The organism is Microlunatus soli (assembly GCF_900105385.1).
Lineage (GTDB): Bacteria > Actinomycetota > Actinomycetes > Propionibacteriales > Propionibacteriaceae > Microlunatus > Microlunatus soli.
The window spans coordinates 2,918,596-2,942,816 of sequence record NZ_LT629772.1 but is presented as its reverse complement, the minus strand read 5'-3'; the positions used below and the strand labels follow the sequence as shown (position 1 = coordinate 2,942,816).

Genomic DNA, 24,221 nt, shown 5'->3' with positions numbered 1-24,221 from the left:
GGCGTATCGAAATCGCCATACCTGCTGGCAACATCACGCACTGTTGACTGCTCGGCATGAGCTTCAGCCAACCAGAACTGACGGTGAGCCGCCGGGCCCGACCGCCGGTGACGCCGGCCCGGGCGACGTCGACGATCGCGGTCACGATCTACGGCTGCGACCCCGAGGAGGCGGCACGGTTCCGGGCGGCGGCGCCCCGCTTCGGCGTGCTGCCGGTGATCACCGCGGTCGCGCCGTCGGAGGCCACCAGTGACCTGGCGATCGGCAGCCGTTGCGTCAGCATCGGGCACAAGACCACGATCGACAGCCGCACCCTGCGGTGTTTCCGCAACGCTGGTGTGCGATACATCTCCACCCGGAGCATCGGCTACAACCACATCGACGTCGACGACGCGGCCGAGCTCGGGATCACCGTGCAGAATGTGACCTACTCACCGGACAGCGTCGCCGACTACACCCTGATGCTGATCTTGATGGCAATCCGGCACGCGAAGTCGATGATTCGTCGCACCGATGCCTTCGACTACCGACTCGGCGCCACGCGGGGACGGGAGCTACGAGATCTGACGGTCGGCGTGATCGGTGCCGGTCGGATCGGATCCGCGGTGATCGACCGGCTGCGCGGCTTCGGTTGCCGGATCCTCGTCCACGACAACCATCCGAGTGGCCACGAGCAACCCGGCCTTGATCAACTCCTGCAGCGCAGTGACGTCATCACCCTGCACACACCGCTGACGGCGCAGACCCACCACCTGCTCGATCGGCGACGCCTGGCCCGGACGAAGCCCGGGGCTATCGTCGTCAACACCGGCCGCGGGGCACTGATCGACTCCGCCGCCCTGCTCGACCGTCTGCGCGATGGTCGGCTGGCCGGCGCCGCCCTCGATGTCGTCGAGGAGGAAGGCGGCGTCTTCTACACCGACTGCCGCGACAGGCCGCCGCGCGGCGCTGCGCTCCGGCGGCTGCAGGGGATGCCGAACGTGCTGATCAGTCCGCACTCCGCGTACTACACCGACCACGCCCTTGACGACATCGTCGAACACACCTTGATCAACTGCAGGAACTTCGGAGGCGGACCACATCATGGCTAGATTGAAGCTCGGGATCATTTTTGGAGGCGTGTCCGAGGAACACGCCATCTCGGTCAAGTCGGCGCGCGAGGTCGCCGCGCAGCTGGACAGCACCCGATACCAGCCGTTCTTCATCAAGATCGGCACCGACGGCGGCTGGCGGCTGTGCGACGGACCGGACGATCAACAGCCTGGCAGCACCGTGACGCTGTCGCCCGACCGAGGCGTTCACGGTCTGGTGATCTTGGAGCGGGGCCGCTACCGGTCGGTCAGGCTGGATGTCGTGTTACCGGTGCTGCACGGCAAGCTGGGGGAGGACGGAGCGATCCAGGGACTGCTGGAGATCGCTGGGATTCCCTATGTAGGTTGCGGTATCCAGAGCTCTGCTTTGTGCATGGACAAGTCGTTGGCCTACACCGTGGTGCGCAGTGCGGGCATCGCGACGCCGGATTTCCGGGTGCTGGCCGCCGGCGAGGATCCCGATCCCGAGCGCTTGGACTATCCGGTGTTCGTCAAGCCGGCCCGATCGGGATCGTCCTTCGGCGTCAGCAAGGTCAGCCACCCCGAGGAGTTGTCGACCGCGGTGAAGACGGCCCGACAGTACGACTGCACGGTGCTGATCGAGGCGGCCGTGATCGGCAGCGAGGTCGGTTGCGCCGTGCTCGGCAACGGCACCGACCTGATCGTGGGCGAGGTCGACCGGATCGCCTTGTCCCACGGCTTCTTCCGGATCCATCAGGAGGACGCTCCGGAGATCGGGTCGGAGAACTCCACGCCGATCGTGCCAGCCGACATCGCACCGCGGACCCGGGCACTGGTCCAGCGGACCGCGCAGGCGATCTATCGCGCGCTCGGTTGTCGTGGACTGGCCCGGGTCGATATGTTCCTCACCGCCGACGGATCGATCATCCTCAACGAGGTGAACACGCTGCCCGGACTGACCAGTTACAGCCGCTATCCGCGGATGATGGCGGCCGCCGGACTGTCGCTGGGCGACATCATCGATCGGACGATCGCACTGGCGTTGGCGGCTGATCAGGGCGAGGTCCGGCACGATGAAGGATGACTTCGTCTTCGTCGACGATTTCGTCGCCGGCATCCGCTGGGACGCCAAGTACGCCACCTGGGACAACTTCACCGGCCGGCCGGTCGACGGCTACGGCGTCAACCGGATCGTCGGCACCAGGGCGCTGTGCGCCGCATTGGAATGGGCGCGGGAGGACGCCGCCTCGTTGGGCTACGGACTGCTGCTCTGGGACGGCTATCGTCCACAACGGGCAGTCGACCGTTTCCTGCACTGGTCCGAACAGGCCGAGGACGGCCGGACCAAGACCCGGCACTACCCCAACATCGACAGGGCCGAGATGGTCGCCCAGGGCTATGTGGCGACGAAGTCCGGACACAGTCGCGGCAGCACGGTCGATCTGACGCTGTTCCACCTGGACACCGGGGAACTGGTCTCGATGGGCAGCGGCCACGACTTCATGGATCCGACCGCACACCACGAGGCGCAGGGGATCGGCCGACAGCAGGCGAACGGCCGCCGGCAGCTTCGCGTGATCATGGAAAGCTGCGGCTTCCGGTCCTACGACTGCGAGTGGTGGCACTACACCTTGCAACGCGAGCCGTACCCCGACACCTACTTCGACTTCCCGATCAACTGATTGGATACACGCCCATGACGAGGACAGGAGATGGCGTGACCGGGCCCCGTGTTGTGGTGGCCGGCGGGCATTCCGCCGGCCACATCGAACCCATGATCAACTTCGCCGACGCCCTGCGCGAACTTGACCCGGCGGCCGAGGTCACCGCCCTGGGCACCGTACGCGGGCTGGACACCACGCTGATCCCGGCCCGCGGTTACCCGCTGGAGCTGATCCCGCCGGTGCCGTTGTCCCGCAAGCTGGATCGCGAACTGCTGCGGACCCCGGGCCGGCTCCGCGCCGCGGTTCGTGCCGTGGGGGGCGTGCTGGACGCCGTACGGGCCGAAGCGGTGGTCGGGTTCGGCGGCTATGTCGCCGCCCCGGCCTACCTGGCTGCCCGCCGTCGTCGGTTGCCGATCTTCGTGCACGAGGCCAACGCACTGCCGGGGGTGGCCAACAAGATGGCGACCCGGATCACCAAGCATGTCTACACTGCCGCGCCGAATGCCTGGCTGCCGCATGCGACGCCGATCGGGATCCCGCTCCGGCCGGCGATCACCGGCCTGGACCGCGCTGCCGTGCGTGCCGCCGCTCGGGAACGGTACGGGCTGCGCCCCGACGGCCCGGCCCTGATGGTCACCGGAGGCTCGCAAGGAGCCCGGTCGATCAACACCGCGGTGTCCAATGCGGCCGAGGCGCTGCGAACGGCCGGCATCCAGGTGCTGCACATCACCGGTCCGGAGAACAGCATCGACCCACCGCAGCGTGACGTCACCGATCCGCCGTACGTCGTGGTCGGCTATGTCGAGGAGATGCATCACGCTTACGCGGCGGCCGATCTGGTGATCTGTCGTTCGGGTGCGATGACCTGCGCCGAGCTGGCTGCCGTCGGACTGCCGGCGGCGTTCGTCCCGCTGCCGTTGCGTGGCGGCGAGCAGCGGTTGAACGCCGAGCCGGTGGTCGCCGCCGGTGGAGCGCTGATCATCGACGACGCCGATCTTGATGCCGCCTGGGTCGAAAGCGCTCTGATCCCGGTGCTGTCCTCACCGGAACGGATCGCGGCGATGTCCGCCCACGCCTCCGCTGCGGGTTCGCCGGACGCGGGCAAGGTCCTGGCCCGGCACGTCCTCAGGGCTGTCGGGCACTCGATATCGAAAGCGGATTGACGGCGAGGCCGGCTGACACATCGCGCGCAGCGTCGGTCAACCGAGCGCGGTCCGCGTCCCCTGATGATCATCGCCGCCGGGAGTCGCGGGCAGCCAGACCGTCACCCGCAGCCCGCCGTCGGGACGTGGGGTCAGGTCCAGGCTGCCGGCGTGGGCCTGGGTGATGCTCTTCACGATCGCCAGCCCGAGTCCGACACCGGCATGATCGGTCCGGATCCGCTGGGTGCCACGCTGGAACGGTTCGGTGAGAGTGGACACCAGTTGCGGGGTGAGCTGTTCGCCGGTGTTCTGCACGGTCAGCACCACGGCGCCGGCATCGGCGACGGTGTTGACCCACACCGTTCCATGATCAGCAACGTTGTGCAGGATCGCGTTCTGCACCAGGTTGGTGGTCAGCTGCAGCAGCAAGGCGTGGGAGCCGGTGGTCGGTGCGACGTCGCCGGTGGTCTCGATGCTGACCTGGTGCTTCTCGGCCAGCGGCAGCAACGTCTCGGTCGCTTCCTCGGCGATCAACGACAGGTCGACGGGTTCGCGGGTGAACGCTCCCTGGTTGGCGCGGCTGAGCAGCAGCAACGCCTCGGTCAGCTCGATCGCCCGGTCGTTGACCAGATGCAGCCGGTCGACCAGCTCGGCAGGGTCGTGCCCCGGATCGTTGCGGGCGACATCGAGCAGGGTCTGGGTGATCGCCAACGGTGTCCGGAGTTCGTGCGACGCATTGGCCGCAAACCGTTGCTGTTCGACATCATGGGCCTCCAACCGGGCGAGCATCACGTCGAAGGCGTCGGCAAGATCACGGAATTCGTCGCGATGCCCCTCCAGCTGGATCCGATGCGCCAGCGAACCTTCCGCGGCGAGTCGGGTGGCGTGCTTGATCCGGTTCATCGGGGCGAGCATCCGGCCGGCCAGGATCCAGCCACCGATCAGCCCGAACACCAGCAGCACGCCCATCGCGATGCCGGCCTTCGGCCAGAAGGCACGCCACAGGTCGTAGCGGTTGGGGATGAATGGCGGCCCGATCTCAACACCGCCGGGAAACTCCCGGCGGCTGACCGGTGTGTTGATCTCCGCGGGCACGTAGCGCAGCAGGAACACCAACACCACCGACAGCAGCAGGAAGCCGGCAACCATCAGGAAGCCGGCGTAGCTGAGGGTGAGCTTGGACCGAACGCTCATCCCACGTGGTCTACGCACCCCCGACCTCATCGGCGTTCGGCCTCATCTCGTACGGCCTTATCTCGTACGGGGTCGGCCTCGATCCGGTAGCCGACGCCGGCGACGGTGCCGATGATGCCCGGCTCCCCGAGCCGCTTGCGCAGCGCCGACACCGTGATCCGGACGGCGTTGGTGAACGGGTCGGCGTTTTCGTCCCAGGCCCGTTCGAGCAGTTCCTCGGCGCTGATCACACCGCCCTCGGCGGCGACCAGCACCTCCAGGACGGCGAACTGTTTGCGGGTCAGCGCGATGTACTTGCCGTCCCGATACACCTCGCGGCGGAACGGGTCGACGCGCAACCCGGCGATCTCCCGGACGGGCGGGCGGTTGTGCGCGCGTCGTCGGTCCAGCGCCCGGAGCCGCAGGACGAGCTCCTGCAGCGCGAACGGTTTGGTGAGGTAGTCGTCGGCGCCGAGCTCGAAGCCGGAGGCTTTGTCGTTGAGCCGGTCGGCGGCGGTCAGCATCAGGATCGGCATCCCACTGCCGGAGGCGACGATGCTGCGGGCGATCTCGTCGCCCGACGGGCCCGGGATGTCGCGGTCGAGCACCGCGATGTCGTAGTCGTTGATGCTCAGCATCTCCAGCGCGGTGTCCCCGTCGCCGGCGATGTCGGCCGCGATCGCCTCCAGCCGCAGCCCGTCCCGGACGGCCTCGGCCATGTAGGGCTCATCTTCCACGACCAACACACGCATGCTGACGATGCTACGGGGCGGCACATATCGTCGGCATACCGAAAATCGGATACGGGCTGGCAACCGCGACTTCCATTGACTGGCTCCATGACGAATCAGCAACATGTCTCAGCACGTCGGCGCAGCTCGTTCCTGATCGCCGCCGCTATGATCACCGGCGCGCTCGTCGCGGCCCTGGGGCTGCAGTCCTGGGTGAGCACGGCGTCGACGACCCGTCCCCGGCCGGCCTCCCTGACGCTCGACCAATCCTTGACCGACGGTCGCGAGCAGGTGCGGCCGTCCCGGGCCGATGCCGGCGCCGATCATCGCGGTCCGCTCGGCGTGGAGGGTGGCTCCGTACCGGCCGGAGCGACGGTGTTCGACGATGCGATCCCGGCGGTGGCCAACCTCGATCCCGACCTGCTGGCGGCGCTGCGTCGGGCCGCCTCCGCTGCCCGAACCGACGGGGTCGAGTTCGTCGTCAACAGCGGCTGGCGGTCGCCGGCGTACCAAGATCATCTCCTGCAGGAGGCGATCGCGAAGTACGGCTCCGCGGAGGAGGCGGCCCGCTGGGTTGCGACCGCGGACACCTCGCCGCACGTGGCGGGGAAGGCGATCGACCTCGGTCCGGTCGATGCCACCCCGTGGCTGGCCGAGCACGGCGCGGCGTACGGCCTGTGCCAGATCTACCGCAACGAACCGTGGCACTACGAACTGCGACCCGAGGCCGTCGAGCAGGGTTGTCCGGCGATGTACGCCGACCCGTCGCAGGATCCGCGGATGCAGAAGTAGACCTGGGGGCACCATCGGCGCGATTCGTGCGTCGAAACGGCTCTCGCTGCTCGCCGATCTGCGGCAGGATCGAGGAGACGACCCGATCGGGTCGGCGACCCGACAGCGATGTGTGAGGACGGCACGATGACCAAAATCACGACCGAGACATTGCAGGTACCCGGTGCGGCCCTGGTCTACGACATCCACCGGCCGGATCGGCCCGGTGATCATCCGCCGCTGTTCGTCTTCGGTTCCCCGATGGGTGCCTCCGGCTTTGCGCAGCTGGTCGAGCACTTCGACGACCGGGTGGTGATCACCTACGATCCGCGGATCGCCGAACGCAGCCGGCTGACCGACGGCGGCGAGCTGAGCGTCGAGACCCACGCTGATGATCTTCACCGGGTGGTCGAAGCCACCGGGCTCGGACCGGTCGACGCCTTCGGATCGAGTGGCGGCGCCTCGGCCTCGCTGCCCTGGGTGATCGCCCACGGCGACGAGATCCGCACCCTGGTCGCCCACGAACCTCCGCTGGCCACGCTGCTGGAGGACGGCGACGTGATCGCGAAGATCAATACCGACATCGTGAACACCTATCAGCAGCACGGCTTCGGTCCGGCGATGGCGAAGTTCCTGCAGCTGGTCAGCCATCAGGGCATCTTCACCGCCGACTACCTCGAGCAGCCCGCACCCGACCCGGCGCGGTTCGGACTGCCCACCGACGACGACGGCAACCGCGACGACGCACTACTCGGGCACAACATGGCGATGCCGCCGTACACGCCCGACATCGTCGCCCTGCAAGCATCCGGTGTCCGGATCGTTCCGGCCGTCGGGGCCACCAGCGGAGCCGGCATGCCCCGTCGCGGCGGCGAGGCACTCGCCAAGCTGCTCGGTACGACGCCGGTCGAGTTTCCCGGTGATCATGGCGGCTTCGTCGCCAACGAGTGGGCGCCGAACAACAACCCGGCAGCGTTCGCCGACAAGCTGCGGGAGGTCGTTGGTTAGGAGCCGACGACAAGGAGTCTCACGTCAGGGCGGGGCGACCAGGAACTCGGTCACCGTTCGAAGGAAACGATCATGGTGTTCGAGCTGGGCCCAGTGGCCGCAGTCCGGCACCAGGTCCAGCCGGGCATGCGGCATCAGCCGGGCGGCGGTCTTCGACCCGGACGGGTCGACCAGCGGGTCGTCGGCGCCGTGGAACAGCAAGGTCGGCGCCGCGATCTCATGGATCCTCGGGAGCAGATTGTTCGTCATCCTCCGGCGATCGATACTCGCACGGGTGTAGAGCGAATAGGCGTAACCCGATCGTGGCCGCCGAGCCTCGGCGGCGAACTCCTCGACCACCACATCGGGCAGAGTGCTCGGGTCTCGCACCATGGTGTTGATCATGGACCGGACGAACCGGTTGGCCAGCGCTGTCATCGGGATCAGCGCCGGATCGGGGATCAGCGTCCCGATCCAGGCCAGCCGATGGGCCAGCGGGCCGCGCCACTGCTCGATCAAGCCGCCCGCCGCGATCGCCACCACGGCCTCGACCCGCTCCGGATGGCGTAACGCGAACTGCAGTACGACCTCGCCACCCATCGACACGCCACAGACGATCACGCGATCGATCTGAAGTCGATCGAGCAACTCGGCGAGTTGATCGGCCATGCCGGCCGCCGAGCGCGCTAACCGAACATGAGCGGTGTACCCGAAACCGGGAAGGTCAGGTGCGATCACCCGCCGGCCGCGCGCGAATTCCGCGATCAGTCGGTACCAGGAGATGGCCGCGTTGTCCGAGCCACCGCCATGCACCAACAGAATCGGTGTTCCGGATCCTTCTGACTCCCCACGCAGTACGCGGAACACACCGCCGCCGGACGCGACGAAGGTCTCGGCGGACCCAGGAGGGACAAGGCGCGTACGGGCGTCCATGCCGAGACGTTAGCGTGTGCGGCCAAGCCGACACCGGCTGAAGGCCCGAGCCAGAAGGCTTCCCCCATGAGGTGGAGCTAAGGGGACTCGAACCCCTAACCCCCTGCTTGCAAAGCAGGTGCGCTACCAATTGCGCCATAGCCCCTCGGACGTGGTGGGTGATCCACGCTCGGTCCTTCGACGAGCTCAGGACCCTACCAGGTCGACGACTCAGCTTACGGCACTGGAAGGATGGGCAGCAAAGTGCATGCTCAGCCGAGGAGCCGAGGAGCTGTGGTGAACGACCTGACGACACACCCGCACAAGCACGGACCGATCCGGTTCGGGGTGATCGGGAGCGGCTACCGGACAGGCGCGTTCGTCCGGATCGCCGAGCGGCTGCCGGACCGGTTCACCTGCGAGGGCGTCGTCACCCGGACCGAGGCACGGGCCGACGAGATCCTGGAGAATTGGCAGGTGCCGGCGTACACCGATCTGGGCACCTTCCTGGAACGGCATCCGGTGGACTTCATGATCACCTCGACACCGATCTCGGTGACCCCGGACGTGATCGCCGACCTGGTCGGTCGGGAGGTGCCGGTGCTGGCCGAGACGCCGCCGGCCAAGGACGTCGAGAGCCTGCGGTCGTTGTGGAGCACGGTCGGCGGTAGCGGCTTGGTGCAGGTCGCCGAGCAGTATCCGTTCGCACCGGGCAACGCGGCCCGGCGGGCGTTGCTGGACACCGACGTGCTCGGTCGGGTCACCTGGGCAGAGGTCTCCTCGACGCAGTGGTACCACGCGGTCGCGCTGCTGCGGCAGATGCTCGGCATCGGCTTCGAGCCGGCGACGGTCTCGGCACGGACGTTCACCCTGCCGGTGGTCGATCCGCAGACCCGGGCCGGCTGGGCCGAGGACCTGAAGGTCGTCGACCGGAGCACGACGGTGGCGACCCTGGACTTCGGCGACCGGGTCGGCCTCTACGACTACACCGACAACCAGGTCCGCAACCCGGTCCGGGCCAACCGGATGGTGGTCCGCGGCACCCACGGCGAGTTGGTCGACGACCATCTGACCCGGCTGGCGGGCCCGAAGACCCCGTTGGAGTCCGACCTGCGCCGGCTGCGGACCGGGGAGTACCTGGATTTCGAGGCGCCCGATCTCTATCAGATCGGTGACGGCGCTCAGGTGCTCTACCGCAACCCGTACTACGGCGCCTGCCTGTCGGAGGAGGACATCGCGGTCGGGACCGTGATGGAACGCACCGGGCATTGGGTCCGTGACAACGCCGAGCCGCCCTACCCGCTGGCTTCGGCCGCGCAGGACCAACTGATCGCACTGGCGATCAAGGAGTCCGTCCGGACCGGCACCGAGGTCCGTACCGACGCCGAGCCCTGGGCCCGCTGACCCGCCCCGACCACACTTCCCGCGCACTTTTGACGTCGTCGCGCGGGCTCCAGCGTGCGCGGGGCCCGCAAAAGTGCGCGGCATCGGAAGTGGCGGGGCGGGGGTGAGATGAGAAGTGGGCAAGATTTGGCCGTGAAACAGCGGCGGCACGGGTCCGGTGCCGTCCTGGCGGCGGACTGTCGAAAATCGGCCGACTGTCCGGTTTTCGCGTCGCCGCCGCTCGCTGCTCTCGCCGCGGTCGGGTGGGTTCGGTTCGGCTGAGATGTGGCCGAGTGTCCGGTATTCGTGGCTGGATTGGGGTGTGCGGGCCGAGATTCGGCCGAGTGTCCGGATTTCACCGCCCGACGGCCGCTGCCGGTCCCGACCGCAGGACGTGTGCCGCCCGGCCGAGCCGCCGACGGTCTCAGGAAAGGCCCGTCCGACGCGGCACAGCGGGCGCAAAGCTTTAGCTGGGGGTTGTCGGAGTCGTACCCTTATGCCCATGTGGTCGCAGCGGGAGGTCATCGATTATGCGCTGCAGCGTCGCTCAACACTTCAGGCGATGCGGCAGCCGGTGCGTAATCTCGCGTCCGCTGACGCTTGTGACGCGGACCCGATGCTGATCCGGGCGGCCAAGCACCACGGTGAGCCGACCGATGACAGCTGCCCGATCTGCAGCAAGGACGACATGGTCCATCTGCACTACACCTTCGGCGATCAGCTCGGCCAGTACTCCGGCCGGATCAAGCGACTCTCCGAGCTGGACGAGATGCAGGGCCGGTTCGGCGAGTTCAAGGTCGTCGTGGTCGAGGTCTGCCCCGATTGCGGCTGGAATCACATGATCACCTCCTACCTGCTCGGTGACGGCGTCAAGCGGAAGCCGCCGCGCCGGCAGCAGACCGTCGAGGACATCTATGGCTGAACGTCCCCGGGGGCCACGCACAAGCGCCTCCAGCAAATCCCGCACGCCCTCCGCCCGGCGCAAGACCGACGCGAAGGGCGCTTCTGCTGCTACCCGCGCCCCCAAGGGCGGGAAGAAGGGGAAGAAGAAGCTGACCCCCGGCCGGGTGATCCGCCGGATCGCGCTCACCCTGCTGACCCTGATCGTGGTCGGCGGGCTGGCCTCGGCGGCGTTCGTGGTGATCTCCTACCAGAACCTCAAGCTGCCCGATCCGAACGCCGCCTTCACCACCAACACCAGCAACATCTACTACGACGACGGCAAGACCAAGCTCGGCGACATCGAGGTGCAGAACAGGCAGTCGATCCGCTACGACGAGATGCCGACCTCGATCAAGAACGCCACCGTCGCCGCGGAGAACAACACCTTCTGGACCGACCCCGGTTACTCGGTGCAGGGCATGATCCGGGCTGCGGTGAACATCGCCCGCGGCGGCGATCTGCAGGGTGGTTCGACGATCACCCAGCAGTACATCAAGATCATGTACCTGTCCCAGGATCAGACGATCACCCGGAAGTTCAAGGAGGTGCTGCTCTCCCGCAAGCTCTCGGAGAAGATGAGCAAGCAGGAGATCCTCACCGGCTACCTGAACACGATCTACTTCGGTCGCGGCGCGTACGGGATCCAGGCGGCCAGCAAGGCCTACTTCGACATCGACGCCAAGGATCTGACCATCCCGCAGTCCGCGGTACTGGCCGCTGTGCTGAACAATCCGGCCTACCTCGACCCGGACGCCAACGGTGGTGACACCGAGCCGCTGCTGAATCGCTACCGCTACGTGCTCGGCTCGATGCGGCACTCCGGCTTCATCTCCCAGGCCGAATACACCAAGGACGTCAAGAAGCTGCCGACGCTGCCCAAGATCAAGATCAGCGACAAGTACGGCGGCTCCAAGGGCTTCCTGATGAAGGCCGCCGAGGCCGAGCTGGCCACGTTGCCGATCGATCAGGCCAAGGTCCGTGGCGGCGGTTACAAGATCACCACCACCTTCGACGAGAAGGCTCAGAAGGCCGCGGTCAAGGCCGCTGAGTCCAACACCAAGGAGGCCGCCGAGCTGTCCGGACACAAGGCCTCCAAGTTGCACGCGGCGATCGCTTCGGTGGACGTGAACACCGGCGCGGTGCTGGCGATGTACGGCGGCCCGGACTACATCGAGAACTCCCGGAACTGGGCGACCACACCGCGGGCGACGGCGTCCACCTTCAAGCCGTTCGCACTGGCCGCCGGTCTGGAGAACGGCTTCAGTCTCTACTCCCAGTTCAACGGCAACACCTTCACCCCGCCCGGCGACGGTGTGCCGATCCGCAACGAGTTCTCCACCCAATACGGCCAGGTGTCGCTGCTGAAGGCGACCGCGGAGTCGATCAACACCGCCTTCGTCGATCTGGACACCCAGCTGCCCGGAGACGGACCGCAGAAGGTCGTCGACATCGCCCAGAAGCTCGGCGCGATCAAGGAGAAGGGCGCCCAGGACTGGGACGTCAACAACCGGGTTGCAATCGGCAGCGCCCAGGTCAGCCCGGTCAACATGGCTAACGCGTACGCCACCTTCGCCAACAACGGTGAGTACGTGCAGAATCACGTGATCGCCGAGATCAAGGACAACAACGGCAAGATCGTCTACAAGGCCGAGCCGAAGACCCATCGGGCGATCTCCAAGGACGTGTCGGCAGACGTCAGCTATGCGCTGCAGGGCGTGGTGAAGGACGGCACCGGTTCGGCGGCGCAGTCGTTGGGTCGCCCGGTTGCCGGCAAGACCGGCACCCAGGGGGTCGACGACAAGATCACGTCGGCCTGGTTCACCGGCTACACCAAGCAGATCGCGACCTCGGTGATGTACGTCGCCGGCGACGGTGGCACCGAGAATCTGGACAAGTACAAGCGGCCCTACGACCCGACCTTCTTCGGCTCCAGCTACCCGCTGCAGACCTGGGTCGACTACATGGAGAAGGCGACCGAAGGCCAGAAGATCAGGGACTTCCGGCAGCCCGCCTACGTCAACCGGGACAAGTTCCCGCCGCCGGTGATCAAGAAGTCCGCGCCGCCGAAGCAGACCTCCGGCACGGACAACTCCGACAACAACGACAAGCCGGAAAAGAAGACCCAGAAGCAGGACAAGAAGTCCGACAAGACCGAGGACAAGTCGTCGGACAAGTCGAACGACGACAAGTCATCGGACAAGTCGAGCGATGACAAGTCGAACGACGACAAGGGCCAGTCCGACAACAAGAGCTCTGATTCCGGCGGATCGGACAAGAAGAGCTCCGACTCCGGCAGGACCGACGACACCACATCCGACGACACCAAGTCCGGCGACGGATCGTCCGGTGACAAGAAGACGTCCGACGGATCGGGCTCCGGCGACAAGAAGAAGTCCGACTCCACGAAATCCGATTCGACCACGTCGGACTCGACCACCTCCGGGTCGGACAGCACGTCGACCGACACGACGAAGACGAGCAGTAGCACCGGAAGCAACTGATCGAATGCCGTCCGGCACCGCCGCCCGGGAACGCGACGAGGGCTTTGTCGCGCTGATCAGCAGGAGGATCGGCGGACCCCTCGGCCGCCATGCCGGCGCCTCCATGATCGGTTGGCTGACCCCGACCCGGATCGCACTCCTGACCGCGACGGTCGCCTGGATCATCGGCGCGGTCCAGAAGCTGCCCTGTCAGGTGCTCACCGCCGGCCACTACCCGAACAGCTACCGGCGGCTCTGCTACTCCGACATTCCCTTGCTGTACACGGGACGTGGGCTGGCCGACGGCAACATTCCGTACCTGGATCACGGCAACTATCAGACCCTCGAATACCCGGTGCTGACCGGCTGGCTGCTCGAATTGCAGCGCCGGATCACCGCGCTGCTCGGCGCCCCGGTCGGTCCCGGCCTGGACGAGCAGCAGGCGATCGACGCGTCCCGGCTGTTCTTCGAGGTCAACGTCGTCGTCCTCGGCGCGCTCTTCCTGCTCGCCGTCTGGGCCACGGCTCGTACCTATGTCCCCACGATCACTGAGTCCGTCGAAGGGTCCCGTACCAGTCCTTCGACGAGCTCAGGACGCTCGCGGGTGTGGGACGCGATGATGCTGGCCGTCTCGCCGTGTGTGATGTTGACCGGCTTCATCAACTGGGACATGCTGCCGGTGGCACTGACCGCGCTCGGCTTCATGTTCTGGGCCCGCCGCAAGCCCGGCCTCGCCGGGGTGATGTTCGGGCTCGGGATGGCGGCCAAGCTGTATCCGTTGTTGCTGCTCGGGCCGCTGTTCCTGCTCTGTCTGCGATCCGGGCGGATGCGCGAGTTCGGCCGACTGATGGTCGGGTTCTCGATCGCCTGGCTGGTGCCCAACCTGCCGGTGATGATCTTGGCGCCGGACCAGTGGCTGGCGTTCTGGACGTTCAACTCCGATCGTGGCGGCGACCTGGGATCGATCTGGTACGTGCTGTCACTGGCCGGCCATGAGGTGCCGCATCTCAACGTGGTGAACACCGTCGTCCTGCTGCTGCTCTGTGCCGGTATCGGCTGGTTGATCATCAGCGCCCCACGACGGCCGCGATTCGCCCAGGTCGGCTACCTGGTGATCGCGGCGTTCCTGATCACCAACAAGGTCTACTCGCCGCAGTACGTGCTCTGGCTGCTGCCGTTGATGATCCTGGCCCGGCCGCGCTGGCGGGAGTGGTGGATCTTCACCATCGGCGAGCTGGTCTACTTCCTGGCCATCTGGGGACACCTGGACCAGACCCTCGGCCCGGCCGACGGCGGTCCCGACCGGCTCTACTGGCTGGCCGTCGTCGTCCGGATCGGCTGCGAGGTCTGGGTCGGCATCATGATCATCCGCGACATCCTCGACCCCGACCGTCGTGACCCACTCCGCCGTACGCAGCCGTCCACCTCCGAACCGGCCCACTTCGGCGCACCCGACGAATCCCAGACTGTCGACCAGCCGCGACCGCAACCCAAGGGTCCTGAGTCTGACGAAGGACGGGTCTCGGGACCAACAGGTCCTGAGCCTGACGAAGGACCTCCCGGCGAGTCCGCGGAGGCAGGCTCGGCCCCAGCCCTTCGACAGGCTCAGGGCTCCCGTCGACAGGCTGAGGGCGCTGGGAGACCGGTGGTGTACGGGCCGGTGACGGTGGCCTACGGGCCGGTCCCGGACGGGCCCGCGGAAGGTGAGCTGACCGGCGCGCCGGATGCACCGTGGGTGGTCCGGCTGCGGGGGTGGCTGACGGCCGGTGCCACCGGTCCTCGGTAGGTTCGCTGCGATGACCCCGCGCACCACCGAGGCGGTCGGACACAGCCCCGCCGGCTCGGACCAGACCACCGTCGCCGCTCCGGTGACGGCTGCCGGCGCGCTCGAACGACGGGGCGGACTGCTGCGGCGATGGTGGGCAGCGCCGCCCGGTCTGACGCCGCATCGACTCGACCCGCGGGGTGGCCGCACCGTGGTCCAGGCCTGGCTGGCCAGCCGTGGCCTGATCGCGCTGATCGCCTTGCTGCTGGCGGTACTCACCAACCGCGACCTGATGGCGATGACGAACAACTGGGACGCCGTCCATTTCGGCGAGTTGGCCCGGTTCGGCTACTCCTACGATCCGCAGTGGCGGCTGACGGCGTTCTTCCCCGGGCTGCCGCTGCTGCTCCGAGTCGGCCTGTTGGTCGGTCTACCGACCCAGATCACCGGGGTGATCATCGCGGCGATCGCCTCGATGGCGGCGGCGATCGCCGTCGCCCGACTGGGTGGGCCCTGGGCGGCGGTGGTCTGGCTGTTCGTCCCGACGGCGGTCTTCACCACCGTTCCCTACACCGAGGCACTGTTCTGTGCCTTCGCCTTCTGGGCCTGGGAACGCGCCCGGTCCGACCGTTGGTTCGTCGCGGCGTTGCTCGCCGGCGCTGCCTGCAGCGTCCGCGTTTCCGGGCTGTTCCTGATCGGTGCCCTGTTCGTGATGATCATCACCGCCCGTCGGGTCAGCTGGCTGACCAGGCTGCAACGGATGGCGTTGTTGATCATCCCGGCCGCGGTGCTGGTCGGCTACTCGGCCTACCTCTATGGCCTCACCGGCAGCTGGACGGCGTGGTACGACGCCCAGGTCCAGGGCTGGTATCGCGGCTACACCTCACCGGTGCAGTCCTTCCTCAACACCTGGGCCGCCGTCCAACCCGGCGCCTACGCCGATCGGCCCTACTGGGCGTGGATCTTCCGGGCCGAGATGGTGTCGATGGCCGTCGGCGTCCTGGTCACCATCTGGTGCCTGACCCGGAAGCTGTGGGCCGAGGCCAGTTGGGTCGCGGTGCAGGTGCTGGCGTTCTCGCTGTCCTACTGGTACATGTCGGTCAACCGGGCGGTGTTGCTCTGGTTCCCGTTGATGATCATGATCGCCCGGTACGGCAGCTGGCGGCCGGAGAACCGTGCCGCCGCGGTCCTGCATCGGGTGACGGTGATCATCGGCAGCGTGCTCGGCGTGGCCGCGATGATCGTCTGGAGCTGGCTGTATTTCTGCGGCTACTGGGCCTCCTGACCATCGAGCCGTAACGATCCCTACACTGGCCACGTGACGGCGAACTGGATCGAACTCGATGGCTTGGTCAACATCCGCGACCTCGGCGGTACGCCGACGACCGATGGCGCGGTGATCGCCGACGGACAGCTGCTCCGTTCGGACAATCTGCAGACGCTGACCGAGTCCGACGTGGCCGCACTGTTGGACCGGGGGATCACCGATGTCGTCGACCTGCGCAGCGATCTCGAGGTCGAGCAGGAGGGCCCGGGACCGTTGACCCGCGAGCCCGGCGTCACCATCCATCACTTCTCCATGTTCAAGGAGAACCTGACAGACGCCGAGACCGAGACCGAGCTCACCGAGCAGATCAACGCGACCCTGAGCGCGGAGGAGATCACGGCCCAGGCACTGCCGTGGACCGAGATCATCAAGCCCACCGTCGAGGTCGAGGACGAGTCGGCGTCGTTCTATCTGTCCTATCTGGTCGACCGGCCGGACTCGGTTGTCGCGGCGCTGCGGTCGATCGCCGACGCCGACGGGGCGGCGCTGGTGCACTGCGCCGCCGGCAAGGACCGGACCGGCACCATCGTCGCGTTGGCGCTGCTGCTCTGCGAGGTCGATCGTCGACTGGTGATCGAGGACTACGCCCGCTCCGGGGAACGGATCGACAAGATCATCGCCAAGCTCGCCGCCTCCGACACCTACCGGGACAACGTGCTGTCCCGGCCGGCCTCGGCGCAGACCACCCGGCCGGAGACGATGGAGATGTTCTGCGACTACATCGACCGTGAGTACGGCTCGGTACACAAGCTGCTGGCCACCATGGGCTGGACCGATCAGGACACCGCGAAGATCCGGGCCAAGCTGCGCGGTTGATCACCCGCTGCGCTGACCGGGCACGCCCGGGACCGCACAACTGAACGGATTGTTCAGTACCCTTCGTCGAGGAGCACCACCCACCGCCGGGCCTGATGGCGGGTGGGCGAATTGTGTGCGTACCGCCGACGAAGAATGATGGGAGCCGTGCCGGAACAGCTGATCTGCCCGCGCTGCGGGGCGCCGAACGCTCCGAGCTCCACGTCCTGCTACTACTGCGGCTGGGCGCCGTCGAGCGCGCCCGCGGACGGGACGCCGGGTGCCGGATCGGGCTCCGCCGGAGGTCAGGACGCGCCGGGCCAGGACCCTTCCGCCGGCGGCTACGGAGCAGCAGCCGGCGGCGGTTACGGCGCGGGAGCCTACGGCCCGGGCAGTGCGGGCTCGGCCGGGCCGGGCAGCGCTGGTTCAGCCGACCCCGGCGCCGGTTCGGGCGGTTCCGCACCCGACCCGACCTATCCCGCGGGCGGCTACGGCTCGGGAGCGTACGGGACCGGCGCCGACTACGGCTCCGGCAACCAGAACGCCGCGGGCTACGGAGGCGCCGGAGGGTACGGGGCTGCCGGAGGGTACGGGGCTGCCGGCGGCTACGGCGCAGCCGATGGTTACGGCGCGGCCGGGGGCGCGGGCGGACCGGGCTACACCGAGATCCGCTCCAATGCCGGCGGACCGCCGACGCCGCCGCCCGCCGGGGGCGCCGCCGCCGGTGCGTCCGGACCGGGCCGCAACCGGTTGCTGCTGATGATCGCGGGCATCGGCGGCGGTGTGCTGCTGATCGCCGTGGCGATCGTGGTGCTGCTGCGTTTCTTCGGGCCCGGCACCGGTCCGGTCGCCGGACCGGGGCAGTCCCCGTCGGCGAAGGCCTCGGCCAGTTCGACCGCGGGCAAGCCGACGGCCCGCCCCTCCAGCGCCAAACCCACCCCCACCCCGACACCGCCGCCGGACTACGACAAGGTCGCCGGCAAGGTCAAGGACGGCGTCCTCAAGGTGATCGCGACCGGCTGCGGCAACGACGGCACCCGGGTCGGATCGGCCTTCCTGGTCGACGACGACACCGCGGTCGCCTCCTACGCCTCGTTGGCCGGGGCCCAGACCGTCGCGGTGTTCAACGGATCGGAATCGGTGCCGGCCGAGGTCGCGTCGGCCGACACCGAGCATGGCGTCGTGGTGTTGAAGCTGGACCGTTCGGTCGACGGCCACGTCTTCGATCTGGACAGCACCGCACCGAAGGCCAAGGACCCGGTCGGGCTGCTCGGCGTCAAGTCCACCGGATCGCGACCCGGGCTGCAGACGACCAAGATCACCGCGACGTCGGAAAGCGCGAAGGTCGGCCACGACACGGTCTCCGGGCTGGCCTCGACGAGTCTGGACGCCGACGACGGGTGGGCCGGTGGACCGACGCTGACCGACGACGGCAAGGCCAACGGAATGATCTTCGCCGGCTCCGGGTCGTCGAAGGCGATGATCGTTCCCGGCAGCGCGATCAGGGCCGCCGCCAAGAGCAAGGACTCGCTGCCGTCGACCAACTGCAACGACCCCAAGGGCCCCGACGTGACCGTCATCGGTGGCAAACCGACCAAGGCTGTCGAGGCCGTACTGCAGGACTATTTCGGCGGGATCAACTCCGGCGACTACCGCAAGGCCTACGAGCAACTCGGCCCGCACAGCAACAGCGGCAACTACAGCAGCTACGTCAGCGGCTGGCGCTCGGCCTACGACTACAACATCCTGGTGCACAGCGTTTCCGGGTCCGGGGACGGCACCCGCGCCAAGATCAGCTTCAACTCGATCACGCTGCCGGGCCAGGGCCCGAAGGGGCACACCGACGCGACCTGCGCGCGCTGGGACATGACCTACACCTTCGCCAGCAGTGGCGGCCGGCTGTTGATCGACCGGGTCGAGGCCGACCCGAGTCTGTGCTGAGCGGCCGGCTCAGACCTCAACGATCCGGTCCACCGTGGCGGTGGTCAGTCGCAGCTCGACCGGGACCTCCTGACCGACCTCGGGCGGCTGCTGGGAGCGGGGCAGGAAGATCATCGACGCCTGCATGTGCGGCGGTTCGCAGAACCATCGCTTCCGGCCACCGATCGTGTACGGGCTGAGCGCCAGCCCGGCCGCCTCCAGCGTGCCGGTGGCTGCGGAGATGGCCCGCTGCCGCAGCGACGCAGCCGGTGTCGGTGCCTCCAGCCCGATCCCGTGCGATGTCCCGCCGGAGACCACGACGATCCAGCCGTCGCTGGGAATGGCTCGTTGCCGATAGCCGATCCGCATCCCGCGCTTGACCTGATGCACGTCCAACACGGTCGCTGTCGACTCCCGGCTGCCCGGGTCGCCGAGCCACAGCCGGGTGCCGACCCGGAGCCGGACCGGCACCGGATCGCTCGGGCCGCCGAGCTGGCGGCTCAGTCCGATCGCTTCCTCCGAAGGAAGATGTGAATACCACAGCGTGCCGCGGCGGGCTTCCACCGCGGCCCGGCCGAGCCGTTCGGCCTCGGTGTAGCCGGCGCCGAGCTGCAGCGGCAGGTGGATCGTCCACCCTTCGAAGCGCAGGTCTCCCAGCGCCGCGATCGCCGCGGTGAGATCCTCCGGTGCGATGCCGTGTCGGCGCATCGAGGTGAGCACCTCGATCAGCACCCGGGTCCGCTTGCCGGTCTCGGCCAGCCGCCGGACGTCCTCCAATCGGGACACGGTGGTGATCACGCCGTCGTCGTCGGCCAGGTCCTCGGCAAGCGCGTCGCCGGGGCGCCAGGCCTGCAGCACCACGATGCTGCCGTCGAACCGCTCACGGACCGCCGCGACCTCGGCCGGCACCCCGACCGCCACCGTGTCGGCGGACAGTCGGGTCGCCTCGTCGGCCAGCCTGGCATGCCCGTAGCCGTAGCCGTTCCCCTTGATCACCGGCACCAGCCCGGGGGTGGATTCGGCCACCACCCGCAGATGTTCTCGCCAACGGTCAACGTCCAGTCGCAGTGTCACTCCGGTCACCCGTCGAGCCTATCGGCCCGGCGTCCGGTCCGAACGAACCACTGCGCGGCAATCCTGATCGGACGATAATTACTTGTCCGGTATCCCCGGCCCTGCCGCGACGACGGCTTTTCGTCGTCCACGGAGCGAACTGATCAGCACGATCTCGTCGGCGTCGACCAGTTCGTCGATCATGATCGACCGCTCGCGGAGCCGGCCGGCTTCCAGTTCGAGCCGCCGACCGATGCCCGGCAGGCAGCCGTCGGATACCGGCGGGGTGTACCAGGTGCCGCCGATCCGGACGCCCAGGTTGGCGATCAAGGTCTCGGTGACCCGACCGGCTCCGTTGATCAGTGCGACGTCGTCGGCGTCGGGGTGACGATGCCGGGCGTCGTCGATGGCCTGCCGCATCGTGGTCTTGTGATAGACCCAGCGCGACCCGATGTCGATCGGTACCGTGTCGATCGCCAGCCGCACCGGACGCGGTGCTGCCGGCGGCAGATCGCTGACAGTCAAGGAGATCCGGCCGTCGCGGTCGAGCGTCAACCGGGCCCGAGCATCGGATCGGGGGTCGGCTGCGACCACGCGGGCGATCTCGGCACGGACCGCCGCGGCGTCGTACGGGATGTCGAAGTAGCGCGCTGAGCGTTCGATCCGGTCGAGATGCTGATCGAGGTGGACCGCCACGCCGGCCCGGACCCCGAACGTCTCGAGTAGTGCGAAGTCGGCCGCCGGTGCCCGCAGCACCGCCGCCTTGGCGAGCAGTTCGGCGTACTCCTGGGGTGCGGTCGAGGCCCACGTGACCCCGCCACCGACCCCGTACGACGCCCGCCCGGTGACAGCGTCGATCTCGACGGTACGGATCGCGACGTTGAACCGGGCCCGGGGATGATCATGGACGGTGGCCGGTTCCAGGTAGCCGATCGTTCCGCAGTAGGCACCGCGGGGCGAGGTTTCGAGCTCGGCGATCAGCTCCATCGTGCGTTGCTTGGGTGCGCCCGTGATCGAACCGCAGGGGAACAGGGCGGTGAAGACGTCGGCCAGCGTGGTCCCGGTCGGGGTCTGGCCGCTGACGGTCGAGGTCAGTTGCCAGACGGTGTCGTACTTTTCGCAGTCGGCCAACCGGTCGACCAGTACCGTTCCTGGACGGGCGATCCGGGCGATGTCGTTGCGGATCAGATCGACGATCATCACGTTCTCCGCGCGGTCCTTGGCACTGGTCAGCAGGTCGGTACGGGCCCGTGCGTCGGCTGCGGGAGTCAGACCTCGGGCCGCGGTGCCCTTCATCGGCTTGACCTCCAGCCGGTGGTCCGCCCAGGCGAAGAACAGTTCCGGGCTGGCGCTGATCAGCAGCAGGTCGCCGGTGTCCAGGTAGGCGTGGTGGCTGCCGTGCTGGCTCGCCGCCAGCTGTCGGTAGTAGCCGAGCGGATCGCCGGTGAAGGTGCCGTCCAGCCGCGTGGTCAGATTGCACTGGTAGGTGTCGCCGGCTGCGATCGCCTGCCGGACCGCGGCGACGCGTTCGGCGTGCTCGGTCGCGGTCCACTCGACTTGCCAGCCGTCGACCCGACCAGCGTCGACCGCGTCGTCCGGCGACGCCGGGTTCACCGGTTCCGAGCCGGTCGGCGGCTGCGAGGTGATCCCGAACCAGAGCAGCGGCGTACGGTCCGGACGGCGGGTGACCAGCCGCGGATCGAGACCCGACGCGGCCTCGTAGCCGACGTAGCCGAAGGCCCAGTTGCCCGCCCGGACCGCCGCGTCGACCTCGGCCAGTGCCGGCAGCACCTGGTCCCGCGTCCTGGCCAGGACGTCCCGATCGACGGTGTCGAACTGCACTGCGGTGCCGGTCCGGAGATCGTCGAACCGGGCGACCGGACGGTGCGCGTCGTGCGGTGCCGTCCGGACTGCTGCGGACGTCGCCGATGGTCGTGGGTCGTCCCCGATCTGCGCCACGGTCGCCATTGTGGCAAGTCAGTGATCGAAAACGCAGAACTCGTTGCCCTCGGGATCGGTGAGCACGGTGTGATCGTCGTACGCGGCCTGCTCGCGGGCACCGAGCCCGACCAACCTGCCGACCTCGGCAGCGCGGTCGGTGACGGTCAGATCCAGATGCACCCGGTTCTTCACCGTCTTGGCTTCGCCGACCCGTTGGAAGAACAGCCGCGGCTGCCCAGCCGGCGACTCGACCAGCACGGTCGGATCGTCCTCCGGATCGTCGATGCCCATCCCTCGCAGGCGTTCCAGCTCGGCGTCGTCGTACGGCGCCACCCGATGGTCGTCCAGCGCCGCCGCCCAGAAGCGGGCCACTGTCGCCGGGTGCGCGCAGTCGACGACGACGTCCTTGATCCGTGCCATCCGAGCATGCTGCTCCCTCGCATCGGCGACGCCCAGCCGATTTGCGTACGGGTTTGATTGGGGGCAGGGGCGGTATTGGACGTGCGAACCCGATCGGCCGATGGCAGGCTGACCGTCGTGCATCCAACCGTGATCGTGATCACCGGACCGGTCGGCGCCGGCAAGACCACCAGCATCGAACTGCTCGCCGAACTGCTGGACAGCTAGGGTGAACCGGTCGCGATGGTCGACGTCGACGGCCTCCGCCGACTCTGGCCGGCCAACCCCGACGACCCGTTCCACATGCGACTCGCGATGGCCAATCTGGCCGCGATCTGGCCGCAGTTCGCCGATCGGGGAGCCCGCTGGCTGCTGCTGGCCGATGTCGTCGAACAGCCCGACCAGCGCGCCGACTACCAGCGGGCCGTGCCCGGAGCGAAGATCATCATCGTCCGGCTGGACGTGCCGTTGGACCGGGTCCGGGCTCGGCTCCGCGGTCGGGAACGCGACGACTCACTGGACTGGCACCTGCATCGCAGCGGCGAACTGCAGCAGTTGATGACCGACCGCGGCATCGGTGACATCGTCGTGCCGGTCGATGATCATGGTCCGGAACAGGTCGCCGAACTCATCCTGACCGAGGTTCAGCGACGGGACATGTAGAGTTCGAATGCCTTGTACAGCAGGTGATTCAGCGGCAGATCCCATTCGCCGAGGTATTCCACGGCCTCGCCGCCGGTGCCGGTCTTGAACTGGATCAGCCCGACATGCGGGTCTTCGGCGTCGACGGTGTCGGTGATGCCGCGCAGGTCGTAGACGGTGGCGCCGGCGGCCTTGGCGTCCTTGATCATCTGCCACTGCACTGCATTGGAGCCGCGGACCTCACGCTTGGCCGTGGTGGAGGCGCCGTAGCCGTACCAGACGTGCTGGCCGACCCGGACCCAGGTGGTAGCGGCGACCAGATCGCCTTCGTGGTGGGCGAGGTAGAGCCGGATCCGGTCCGGGTCCTCGGCCTGCAGAGCGCGGAACATGGTCTGGAAGTAGTCCAGCGGCCGCGGGTTGAAATGATCGCGCTCGGCTGTCTCGGTGTAGATCCGGTGGAAGTCCGGCAGGTCGGCGGCGGTGCCGACCGTCACCTCGACACCTGCCTTGGTGGCCTTTTTGATGTTGCGCCGCCAGAGCTGGTTCATGCCCTTCAGAAGTTGATCTTCGTCCTTGTCGACCAGCGGCAGTTGGAAGACCCACCGCGGCTGGCCGGCGGCGAATCCGGCGTCGCCGTTCTTCGGCGGCAGCCAGCCCAGATGCCGCAGCTGGGTGAGCGCTCGGGTCGTCGCGTGGTTGAGCTCGTCGGGCCGGACGTCACTCAGCCTGGTCACCGCTGGATCGGCGATCGCCGCCTTGATCGTGGCGCCGTGCCACCGGCGGGCGACCGCCGGTGCGCCGATCCGGACCGCGAAGGCGCCACGCTTCTTGAGGTAGGCCGCCATCGGACGCAGCCATCCGGCCAGATCGTCACTCGCCCAGTCGATCGACGGGCCCTCGGGCAGATAGGCCAGTGTCTTGTCCAGCGGCTTGAACTTGTTGATCTTGGGCAGCCGGCGGTGCAGCACCAGACCGGCACCGACCAGCTCTCCGGCGTCGTCGAACCAGCCCAACGACTCCCGGCGCCATTCGCTCTTCACCTCACCCCAGGCAGGGGTCTGGAGGAAGCTGACGCTCGGTCGGCTCGCGTTGAACGCGACGTGCTCGGCGGTCGTGATGGTCCGTACCTGAAATGCCACGGC

The 24,221-nt window shown here is 67.9% G+C and carries 22 protein-coding genes and 1 tRNA gene; 15 read left to right on the top strand and 8 right to left on the bottom strand.

The features are described 5' to 3' along the window. Positions 1 to 56 precede the first annotated feature (56 nt). The 4 genes from BLU38_RS13515 to BLU38_RS13500 are packed head-to-tail and all read left to right on the top strand — an operon-like array spanning position 57 to position 3,879. Positions 57 to 1,091, top strand: a complete 1,035-nt coding sequence (locus BLU38_RS13515; protein ID WP_091525574.1) for an NAD(P)-dependent oxidoreductase — start codon at positions 57 to 59, stop codon at positions 1,089 to 1,091. Continuing rightward, positions 1,084 to 2,136 (top strand): D-alanine--(R)-lactate ligase, encoded by a 1,053-nt coding sequence (vanA, locus tag BLU38_RS13510; protein ID WP_091525573.1) that lies wholly within the window; start codon positions 1,084 to 1,086, stop codon positions 2,134 to 2,136. The genes BLU38_RS13515 and vanA overlap by 8 nt, the downstream gene beginning before the upstream one ends. Continuing rightward, on the top strand, positions 2,126 to 2,734 hold the full coding sequence (vanX, locus tag BLU38_RS13505; protein ID WP_091525571.1) for a D-Ala-D-Ala dipeptidase VanX: 609 nt from the start codon (positions 2,126 to 2,128) through the stop codon (positions 2,732 to 2,734). Before vanA ends, vanX begins: the two co-directional genes overlap by 11 nt. A 35-nt stretch (positions 2,735 to 2,769) precedes the next feature. Continuing rightward, entirely contained in the window at positions 2,770 to 3,879 is a 1,110-nt protein-coding gene (locus BLU38_RS13500) for a UDP-N-acetylglucosamine--N-acetylmuramyl-(pentapeptide) pyrophosphoryl-undecaprenol N-acetylglucosamine transferase (protein ID WP_091525570.1), read from the top strand. Between the two features lie 36 nt (positions 3,880 to 3,915). On the opposite strand, the gene BLU38_RS13495 is transcribed toward BLU38_RS13500, so the two are convergent. Together BLU38_RS13495 and BLU38_RS13490 are read right to left on the bottom strand one after the other, a co-directional pair. Beyond that, complete coding sequence (locus tag BLU38_RS13495; RefSeq protein WP_269458176.1) at positions 3,916 to 5,052, bottom strand: sensor histidine kinase; 1,137 nt, start codon at positions 5,050 to 5,052, stop codon at positions 3,916 to 3,918. Positions 5,053 to 5,078: 26 nt separating this feature from the next. Continuing rightward, complete coding sequence (locus BLU38_RS13490) at positions 5,079 to 5,783, bottom strand: response regulator transcription factor (RefSeq protein WP_091525566.1); 705 nt, start codon at positions 5,781 to 5,783, stop codon at positions 5,079 to 5,081. Between the two features lie 87 nt (positions 5,784 to 5,870). Between BLU38_RS13490 and BLU38_RS13485 the strand changes: the two genes are divergently transcribed. Both BLU38_RS13485 and BLU38_RS13480 read left to right on the top strand, forming a co-directional pair. Next, on the top strand, positions 5,871 to 6,554 hold the full coding sequence (locus BLU38_RS13485; protein WP_231920329.1) for a M15 family metallopeptidase: 684 nt from the start codon (positions 5,871 to 5,873) through the stop codon (positions 6,552 to 6,554). A gap of 126 nt (positions 6,555 to 6,680) precedes the next feature. Beyond that, positions 6,681 to 7,541 carry an alpha/beta fold hydrolase gene (locus tag BLU38_RS13480; RefSeq protein WP_091532394.1) on the top strand — a complete coding sequence of 287 codons (861 nt, stop codon included), beginning with the start codon at positions 6,681 to 6,683 and terminating at the stop codon, positions 7,539 to 7,541. A gap of 24 nt (positions 7,542 to 7,565) precedes the next feature. On the opposite strand, the gene BLU38_RS13475 is transcribed toward BLU38_RS13480, so the two are convergent. Then, positions 7,566 to 8,453 carry an alpha/beta fold hydrolase gene (locus BLU38_RS13475; protein ID WP_091525564.1) on the bottom strand — a complete coding sequence of 296 codons (888 nt, stop codon included), beginning with the start codon at positions 8,451 to 8,453 and terminating at the stop codon, positions 7,566 to 7,568. A 72-nt stretch (positions 8,454 to 8,525) separates the two neighbouring features. Next, a tRNA-Ala gene (locus BLU38_RS13470) sits at positions 8,526 to 8,598 on the bottom strand. Positions 8,599 to 8,729: 131 nt separating this feature from the next. Between BLU38_RS13470 and BLU38_RS13465 the strand changes: the two genes are divergently transcribed. The 7 genes from BLU38_RS13465 (at position 8,730) to BLU38_RS13435 (ending at position 19,065) form a co-directional block, all read left to right on the top strand. Then, a complete protein-coding gene (locus tag BLU38_RS13465; RefSeq protein WP_197680109.1) occupies positions 8,730 to 9,836 on the top strand; it encodes a Gfo/Idh/MocA family protein in 1,107 nt (368 codons plus the stop codon). A 481-nt stretch (positions 9,837 to 10,317) separates the two neighbouring features. Further along, positions 10,318 to 10,737 carry a DUF5318 family protein gene (locus BLU38_RS13460; protein ID WP_091525559.1) on the top strand — a complete coding sequence of 140 codons (420 nt, stop codon included), beginning with the start codon at positions 10,318 to 10,320 and terminating at the stop codon, positions 10,735 to 10,737. Continuing rightward, positions 10,730 to 13,258 carry a transglycosylase domain-containing protein gene (locus BLU38_RS13455; RefSeq protein WP_091525557.1) on the top strand — a complete coding sequence of 843 codons (2,529 nt, stop codon included), beginning with the start codon at positions 10,730 to 10,732 and terminating at the stop codon, positions 13,256 to 13,258. Before BLU38_RS13460 ends, BLU38_RS13455 begins: the two co-directional genes overlap by 8 nt. A gap of 4 nt (positions 13,259 to 13,262) precedes the next feature. Beyond that, positions 13,263 to 15,023, top strand: coding sequence for a glycosyltransferase family 87 protein (locus BLU38_RS13450; RefSeq protein WP_157683443.1), 1,761 nt, complete (start codon positions 13,263 to 13,265; stop codon positions 15,021 to 15,023). A 10-nt stretch (positions 15,024 to 15,033) separates the two neighbouring features. Then, on the top strand, positions 15,034 to 16,287 hold the full coding sequence (locus BLU38_RS13445) for a mannosyltransferase family protein (protein WP_091525554.1): 1,254 nt from the start codon (positions 15,034 to 15,036) through the stop codon (positions 16,285 to 16,287). Between the two features lie 33 nt (positions 16,288 to 16,320). Next, positions 16,321 to 17,145 carry a tyrosine-protein phosphatase gene (locus BLU38_RS13440; protein WP_091525552.1) on the top strand — a complete coding sequence of 275 codons (825 nt, stop codon included), beginning with the start codon at positions 16,321 to 16,323 and terminating at the stop codon, positions 17,143 to 17,145. A gap of 147 nt (positions 17,146 to 17,292) precedes the next feature. Beyond that, positions 17,293 to 19,065 carry a zinc ribbon domain-containing protein gene (locus BLU38_RS13435; RefSeq protein WP_157683442.1) on the top strand — a complete coding sequence of 591 codons (1,773 nt, stop codon included), beginning with the start codon at positions 17,293 to 17,295 and terminating at the stop codon, positions 19,063 to 19,065. 9 nt (positions 19,066 to 19,074) lie between these two features. On the opposite strand, the gene BLU38_RS13430 is transcribed toward BLU38_RS13435, so the two are convergent. The 3 genes from BLU38_RS13430 to BLU38_RS13420 form a co-directional block, all read right to left on the bottom strand. Next, positions 19,075 to 20,127, bottom strand: coding sequence for an alanine racemase (locus tag BLU38_RS13430; protein WP_231920328.1), 1,053 nt, complete (start codon positions 20,125 to 20,127; stop codon positions 19,075 to 19,077). Between the two features lie 69 nt (positions 20,128 to 20,196). After that, positions 20,197 to 22,056, bottom strand: coding sequence for an aminodeoxychorismate synthase component I (gene pabB, locus BLU38_RS13425; protein WP_197680108.1), 1,860 nt, complete (start codon positions 22,054 to 22,056; stop codon positions 20,197 to 20,199). Between the two features lie 18 nt (positions 22,057 to 22,074). Further along, positions 22,075 to 22,458: a VOC family protein gene (locus tag BLU38_RS13420; protein WP_091525546.1), complete on the bottom strand. Its 384-nt coding sequence runs from the start codon at positions 22,456 to 22,458 to the stop codon at positions 22,075 to 22,077. A gap of 117 nt (positions 22,459 to 22,575) precedes the next feature. Here BLU38_RS13420 and BLU38_RS32190 point away from each other — a divergent pair, with 117 nt between their 5' ends. Then, positions 22,576 to 22,665 carry an AAA family ATPase gene (locus BLU38_RS32190; protein WP_331715076.1) on the top strand — a complete coding sequence of 30 codons (90 nt, stop codon included), beginning with the start codon at positions 22,576 to 22,578 and terminating at the stop codon, positions 22,663 to 22,665. Between the two features lie 15 nt (positions 22,666 to 22,680). Continuing rightward, the gene (locus BLU38_RS13415; protein WP_091525544.1) at positions 22,681 to 23,100 is read left to right on the top strand and encodes a hypothetical protein; all 420 of its coding nucleotides are present in this window, start codon (positions 22,681 to 22,683) and stop codon (positions 23,098 to 23,100) included. Here BLU38_RS13415 and BLU38_RS13410 read toward each other — a convergent pair. Continuing rightward, on the bottom strand, positions 23,082 to 24,218 hold the full coding sequence (locus BLU38_RS13410; RefSeq protein ID WP_091525542.1) for a lipid II:glycine glycyltransferase FemX: 1,137 nt from the start codon (positions 24,216 to 24,218) through the stop codon (positions 23,082 to 23,084). The two genes, BLU38_RS13415 and BLU38_RS13410, sit on opposite strands and share 19 nt — an antisense overlap. Positions 24,219 to 24,221: the final 3 nt, after the last annotated feature.